Below are 728 nucleotides of genomic sequence, written 5' to 3'. Positions count from 1 at the left end.
TTTTTTTACGTATTAGTTTGATTGTCAGGTTTTTGTTTTGTATTTTGGGGCCGTTAACCAACAAGTTGAATTATGAGTACAGGACGGGGGCTAAAACCTGCTAAGAAGAACGACGAACTTCTGAAAGCGATCTTCGAGGAAAATTTTCCTGATTTTTTACAATTCATGTATCCCGAAGCGGACGATATTTTCGATCTGGATCGTGGATTGACCTTTATGGACAAAGAGCTATTGGAGATCATTCCGGATAGGGAACGTAAAAAAGGGAAGCGTGTAGCTGATCTTTTGGTCAAGGTATTCCTGAAAGACGGCCGTGAGAAATGGATCCTGGTTCATACCGAGATCGAGGGTGGTAATGACGAGTCATTTCCCTATCGCATATTTCAATATCATTACCGCCTGTTGGATCGTTATCGTGTGCCTGTGGAGACCATTGCTGTATTTACAGGACCGCGTACCCAAGGGTGCCCCGGTGAATATAGTTATTGCGTTTTTGGTACTTCTTTGACGTTCCATTATTTAACCTATCAGATCTTTGACCATCAGGAAGGCGAGCTGCTTGGTATGGACAATATTTTTGCGTATATTGTATTGGCCTGTCAGAAAGCGCTGCAGGAGAATAAGATTCCTGAGGAAGAGCTGGCGGCGCAGCGGAGTACGATCGCGCGTGCGCTGATCGAGACCAACAAATATAGTAAAGACCGTATAATGAGCTTTTTAGTGTTTTT

1 protein-coding gene is annotated in these 728 nt (G+C 43.4%); it reads left to right on the top strand.

Features of this window, described 5'->3' with window-relative positions; translation table 11 throughout:
- Window positions 1-72 precede the first annotated feature (72 nt).
- Window positions 73-728, top strand: a 656-nt coding sequence (locus tag JKG61_RS22765) for an RpnC/YadD family protein (protein ID WP_202105306.1), incomplete at its 3' end; no start/stop codon positions are given.

This window comes from Sphingobacterium faecale, from assembly GCF_016746095.1.
Classification (GTDB): Bacteria; Bacteroidota; Bacteroidia; order Sphingobacteriales; family Sphingobacteriaceae; genus Sphingobacterium; species Sphingobacterium faecale.
This window is presented reverse-complemented; position numbering and strand designations above follow the sequence as displayed.